The 5723-nt window shown below is 63.5% G+C and carries 6 protein-coding genes and 2 pseudogenes; 5 read left to right on the top strand and 3 right to left on the bottom strand.

Annotated features, from left to right (window positions below):
- On the bottom strand, positions 1-1487 hold a 1487-nt coding region (locus EAW56_RS10830), incomplete at its 3' end, for an FAD-binding oxidoreductase (protein WP_147453293.1).
- A 159-nt stretch (positions 1488-1646) separates the two neighbouring features.
- On the opposite strand from EAW56_RS10830, the pseudogene EAW56_RS10835 reads away from it, so the two are divergent.
- Positions 1647-1928: pseudogene (locus EAW56_RS10835) on the top strand (helicase-associated domain-containing protein); the annotation flags it as partial.
- On the opposite strand, the pseudogene EAW56_RS13055 reads toward EAW56_RS10835, so the two are convergent.
- Positions 1868-2490 (bottom strand): annotated as a pseudogene (locus EAW56_RS13055) (FAD-binding oxidoreductase). The pseudogenes EAW56_RS10835 and EAW56_RS13055 sit on opposite strands and share 61 nt — an antisense overlap.
- On the bottom strand, positions 2453-2749 hold the full coding sequence (locus tag EAW56_RS13065) for a hypothetical protein (protein ID WP_244213413.1): 297 nt from the start codon (positions 2747-2749) through the stop codon (positions 2453-2455). The pseudogene EAW56_RS13055 and the gene EAW56_RS13065 overlap by 38 nt, the downstream one beginning before the upstream one ends.
- Before the next feature lie 86 nt (positions 2750-2835).
- On the opposite strand from EAW56_RS13065, the gene EAW56_RS10845 reads away from it, so the two are divergent.
- From EAW56_RS10845 to EAW56_RS10860, 4 genes are read left to right on the top strand one after another with little or no spacing between them, the layout of a single operon-like run.
- Positions 2836-3093: a helix-turn-helix transcriptional regulator gene (locus tag EAW56_RS10845; protein ID WP_095277173.1), complete on the top strand. Its 258-nt coding sequence runs from the start codon at positions 2836-2838 to the stop codon at positions 3091-3093.
- Positions 3090-3536 carry a hypothetical protein gene (locus EAW56_RS10850; protein ID WP_095277175.1) on the top strand — a complete coding sequence of 149 codons (447 nt, stop codon included), beginning with the start codon at positions 3090-3092 and terminating at the stop codon, positions 3534-3536. The genes EAW56_RS10845 and EAW56_RS10850 overlap by 4 nt, the downstream gene beginning before the upstream one ends.
- A 2-nt stretch (positions 3537-3538) precedes the next feature.
- Positions 3539-4417: an ABC transporter ATP-binding protein gene (locus EAW56_RS10855; RefSeq protein ID WP_095277177.1), complete on the top strand. Its 879-nt coding sequence runs from the start codon at positions 3539-3541 to the stop codon at positions 4415-4417.
- Positions 4417-5619: an ABC transporter permease gene (locus EAW56_RS10860; RefSeq protein WP_122086529.1), complete on the top strand. Its 1203-nt coding sequence runs from the start codon at positions 4417-4419 to the stop codon at positions 5617-5619. The genes EAW56_RS10855 and EAW56_RS10860 overlap by 1 nt, the downstream gene beginning before the upstream one ends.
- Positions 5620-5723: the final 104 nt, after the last annotated feature.

Here is a 5723-nt window from a genome sequence, read left to right on the forward strand (position 1 = left end):
TGCTCCGCTTTGAGGTTGCCGTGGCGGCCGATGATCAAACGGGCCAAATCATCGTTGAACCCGTTGTAGCGGGTGAGGTTCTCTTCCCCCTCAAAGCGGTCCGTAATGAGGAAGTGGATGTTGCCGTCCTTGGCGTGGCCGAAGATCACGGCGTTTTCGTAGGCGTAAGTGTCAAACATCTGCTGCAGTTCAAGGCAGGTATCGGCCAGATCCGCGACGGGCACGACTACGTCCTCAAACAGTGCGGTCGTGCCCGAGGGCCGCGCACCCGAGACCTGCGAGAGCAGCCCTTTCCTGAACGCCCACGCGGTGGAGTAAAACGCCGGATCCGTGGAAAACGCCGCGGGTGTTTGCAGCCGCTGGCTGGCGAGGATCTCCGCACCGCGCGCCTGCCGAGCCCGCAGCTCCTCTTCCTCCTGCGCGTGGTATTCAATGAGCAGCGCTGCGTGGTTGTGGACCTCGAAGCCTTGGATCTGCTCCGGGACTGTGGCGAAGGTGCGGCCCGCTTCGATCGAGCATGAGTCCATCAGCTCCAGCGTGGCGGCTTCGGAATCGAACAGGTCGGGCAACGTCCGCGTGGCCGCCTCGATGGAATCGAAGACGGCGATCGTGGTGGTCTTCAGCTTCGGGTCCGGGATGGTGCGGAAAATGGCCTCCGCCACGAACGCGAGCGTGCCCTCGGAGCCAATGATGAGTCGCTCGAACACGTCCAACGGGTCGTCGAAATCCAAAAACGCATTGACGCCGTAGCCCATCGTGTTCTTCAGCGCGAAGTGCCGCCGGATCGTCGCCACTGACGCTGGGTTTTCGCGCACTCGCTTTTGCAGGCGCACGATCGTGTCAAAGATCTCCGGCTCCTGCTCGCGGAACTGCTGCCCCGCCCCAGGATCCGCGGTGTTGATCATGGTGCCGGACGGCAGCACGAATGTCATCGACTCCAACGTGCGGTACGTGTTGAACTTGGTCCCGCACGCCATGCCGGAGGAGTTGTTGGCAATCACGCCGCCCATCGTCGCGGCGAATTCGCTGGCCGGGTCTGGTCCAATCTTCGTGCCGTAGAAGGCGAGCCTATTGTTCACTGACCGGACCGTCGCCCCGGGCTGCACGCGCACGCGGGCGCCGTTGTCTAAGACTTCGATGTCGCGGAAGTGCTTGCGGACGTCGACAAGCATGCCCTCGCCCCCGCCCTGGCCCGAGAGTGAGGAGCCGCCCGAGCGCAACACGACGGGCACCCCGGTGCGCCGGCTCGCACGAAATACCGCGGCGACATCGGCTGCGCTTCGCGCCTGGATGACCGCCTGCGGGGTGTAGATGTAGTGCGAGGCGTCGTTGGCGTATTTGACGCGGTCGATGAGCCGCGTGCTCACGGTCTCAGTGGCAGCGGGCGCGCCGAGTTCGGACGTCAGCGCGGCGGTGAGCGTCTCGGGAGGCACAGACGTCACCGAGTGGCGTGGAGCAGGTTCGTTGACAGAAGTGATTGCCGTCATACATGTCGAGCCTAGTGGGCCATCGCCCGCGAGATGGCGAGTTGCAGCGAAAAAGTGTCCCTCACGGGGAATCCCCTCCCCACTCGCGCAGGAATGCCGCGAAGACGGCGCCGGTTACGCTACGCAGCAGCACCTTTACCGCGGAGAGAAAGGAACCTCATGCCCCTCGGCGACGGCCCGCTCATCGTCCAATCGGACAACACCGTCCTCTTGGAGGTCTCGCACCCGGACGCGCCGAAGGCCCGCGCCGCACTCGCCCCGTTCGCGGAGCTCGAGCGCGCGCCCGAACACATCCACACCTACCGCATTACCCCGCTCGCGCTGTGGAACGCGCGCGCCGCCGGTTTCGACGCCGAGCAGGCAGTGGATACGCTCGAGCGCTACTCCCGCTTCCCCGTCCCGCAGCCGCTGCTCATCAGCGTCGCGGAGACGAAGCCGCGGCCCACGGCGATGGAGCGCGAGTCCATGAGCTCCAGCGTCGCCGGCAGCACGGCTTCGGCGATGAACGCCAGTGTGCCCTCGGAGGCGACCAGCAGGTGCGTGAAAATGTCCAGCGGGGACTCGTAGTCCAAAAAGGCGTTGAGCGAGTAGCCCATCGTGTTCTTCAACGCGAAGTGCTGCTCGATCTTCTTCACGGACTCCGCATTGCCGCGCAGGCGACGCTTGAGCTCCTCGAGCTTGTCCACCAGCTCCGGTTCTTCCCGCTTGAACTGCGCCTCCACGTCAGGGCGTGCGGTGTCAATGACGGTTCCCGACGGCAGCACGAATGTCAGGGACTCGAGCGTGTTGTACTGCGTGCCGCACGCCATGCCGGAGGAGTTGTTGGAGATCACTCCACCGAGCGTCGCCTCGCCCTCAGATGCCGGATCGGCCCCAACTTGCGGCCGTACGGAGCGAGGTGCGCATTGACCTGGCGCACCGTCGAACCGGACTGAACCCGCACACGCTTTCCGCCGTCGAGCACCTCAACGCCGCGGAAATGCTTGCGCACGTCGATCATCATTCCGCCGCCGCCCGCCTGACCGGACAGCGAGGTACTCCCCCGCACGCAGCACGACTGGCGTGCCGGACGATGCCGAGGCCCGGAAGGCCGCGGCCACGTCATTGGCGTTCCGCGCCTCCGCCACCACCTGCGGGGTGTAGAGGAAGTGCGACGCGTCGTGGGCATACTTAATGCGATCGATCTGGCGGGTGGAAATTGTCTGGTCAGAGCCCAATTCGCGGACCAGATGCGCGGCGGCGGACGTGATTGTTGCAGCCATAGTCTCATGCTGTCCCCATCGGGTTCACCAAACTTTTTTCTTCAAATTCATTGACAGATTGTTGCATTTATACAACACTTACTTGTGTGGCACCACGTAAGAAACCGAAGATCCCGATACACAATCGGGTTCGCGTCTTGAGGACGGAGCGCGACATGTCGCGCAACCAACTCGCCGAGCTCATCGACGTGAACCCGCAGACCATCGGCGCTTTGGAGCGCGGCGACCACTCCCCCAGCCTCGACCTCGCCTTCCGCGTCTGCGAGGTGTTCGACCTCCCCGTCGAGGCCGTGTTCTCCCGCACCGAATTCGCCCCTATGTCGAAGGAGCTGTACCCGAAATGAAACGCCTCGACCGCGAGAGAAAAACGAAGACTCTGATCTTTGTTTTCTTTTTCTTCATGCTCGCTTTCATCGTCTGCACCGCACTCCAGCTGACGCTGAGCCAGTGGTGGCTGTCTGGACTCTCGTTCGTTTTCGTGGTGATCAGCTTGGTTGCATGGGCACAGATCCGAGCCGAGAACGGCAACGCTGACAGCATCCCAGACGATCTGCTCGACGAGTACGAGCGCAGCGTGCTGGACACCTGGCGCAAGCGCGCGATGAAAGTGTTCGCCCTGCTCAACGGAATCGGCGGCTTCGCTTTCATGCTTACCGGTGAGCTGATTGACCACCCCGGCAGCACGGCTCTCATCGCCGCCGGCTATTTCATGCTGTTCACTTTCCTCATCGTCTACCCACTGCCCATGATCGCCTACGCCATCACCTTCAACCGCAAGGAGGACTGACAATGACCACTCTTGAAATCAGAGACCTGCACAAACGCTTCGGGGAGACCCAGGCGCTCGACGGGATGAACTTCACCGTCGGTGACGGCGAACTCTACGGCTTCGTCGGCTCCAACGGCGCTGGCAAGTCCACCACGATGCGCATCGCGCTGGGCGTGCTCGAGGCCGATACCGGCGAGGTGCTGCTCGACGGCACGCCGCTCAACGACGCCACGCGGCGCCGCATCGGCTACATGCCGGAAGAGCGCGGCCTGTACGGCAAGGAGAAGATCCTCGACCAGCTCGTCTTCCTGGCCAAGCTCCACGGCGTGGACGGCGCGGCCGCCAAGAAGCGCGGCGAGGAGCTCCTGGGCGAGCTCGGCCTGGGCGAGCGTCTGAACGACAAGCTCGATGACCTCTCTTTGGGTAACCAGCAGCGCGTGCAGCTCGCCGCCAGCCTCATCCACGACCCGGACATCCTCATCCTCGACGAGCCGTTCTCCGGCCTCGATCCCGTCGCCGTCGACGTGATGAGCACGATGCTCACCGCCCGAGCGGCCAATGGCGTTCCAGTGGTCTTCTCCTCTCACCAGCTCGACCTCGTCCAGCGTCTCTGCGACCGCGTCGGCATTGTCACCCGCGGCCGCATGGTCGCCGAAGGCACCGTCGACGAACTGCGCAGCCAGGGCCCCGTCCGCTACAAGGTCGGCACCACCGCCCGCGACTGGTACCCGGAAGGCACGGTGCTTATCGACGACGCCCCGAACCACGTCGTCCTTGAGACCAACTCCACCGGCAACGATCAGCACATCCTCCGCGCGGCTCTCGCGGCCGGCGATGTCCACGAATTCACCCGCGTCGTCCCCGACCTGACCGACCTGTTCAAGGAGGTTGTCAAGTAATGTCCACCCACGACACATACTCTCCCCTGCACACGATCACGACCACCGCGAAGCGGGAAATCCAGATCCTGTTCGCCAAGAAATCCGTGACGATCACTCTGCTGATCATGCTGCTCGCCATTGTCGGCCTGATCGGTTTCGCCGCGTGGCAGAAGGACAAGGATCCAGAGGATTCGGCACAGTCGGTGGCAGTCGTCGACGTCGATAAGCACATGCTCGAAGGTTCCGGCCTCGAGCCGCGAGATGCCGCCGACCGCGCGGAAGCTGAGCGTCTTGTGCGCGACGGCGATGTGGATGCCGCGCTCATCGCGGAGGACAACGAGTGGCAGGTCATTTCCGACGGCTTGCCCGACACCGACGTGACCTCGAGGATCGATGCCCTCGCCGAGGCCTACGCGCAGTCCGCCGCGCTGGAGAAACTCGGGGTCACACCCGCCGAGTTCGAGGCCGCCAGCCCTGAGATCGATGTCGTCCCGGTCGATATCGGCGACCTCGACGCCGGCAAGGACGATGCCGAATCCGAGGCAAACTTCATCAAACTTCTCACCGCGTTCATCCTGCTGATGCTCATCGTGTTCATGGTGATCACGTTTGCCGCCCAGGTTGGCAGCCGTGTCACGGAGGAGAAGTCCTCCCGCGTCGTGGAACTCATCCTGTCCACCGTCCGCCCGCTGGACTTTCTGGCCGGCAAGATTCTGGGCAACCTCGTCTTCGGGTTCATTTCCACGGCGATCCTGGTCGCCGCGGCTGGGATCGCCCTGAAGGTGACCGGACTGCTCGAGGATGTCGACATCGCGTGGTCGATCCTGCCCGTCATGCTCCTGTCGTACCTGCTGGCCATGGTGTTCTTCGGCGGACTCTACGCCGCCGCCGGTGCGATGGTGCAGCGCACCGAGGACCTCCAGTCCACGCAGATGCCGGTCCTGCTGCTGATCATCGCCAGCGCCTACGTCCCCGCGTTTGGCTGGATGAACACCGATGCGACCTGGATGCAGGTGTTCAGCTGGATCCCGCCGGTGTCGATCTTCGCTGCGCCGCTGTCCTACGCCGCCGGCGACTTCACCGCACTCCAGCTCGCAGGTTCGCTGGCCATCGCCGCAGTCGCAACCTGCCTGGTCATCTGGCTCACCGCCCGCATCTACCGTCGTTCCATCCTCAACAACGGCAAAACCACCAAGTGGTCGGAGGCGCTGCGGGGTTAGGATTTCGTGCCCTAAACAGGCATAATCGCCCCCATGCCTTTAAGTGACGGACCGCTCATTGTTCAGTCGGACAAGACTGTCCTGCTCGATGTCGCGCACCCTGA

The sequence above is a fragment of the Corynebacterium gottingense genome, assembly GCF_003693265.1.
GTDB classification, from domain to species: Bacteria; Actinomycetota; Actinomycetes; order Mycobacteriales; family Mycobacteriaceae; genus Corynebacterium; species Corynebacterium gottingense.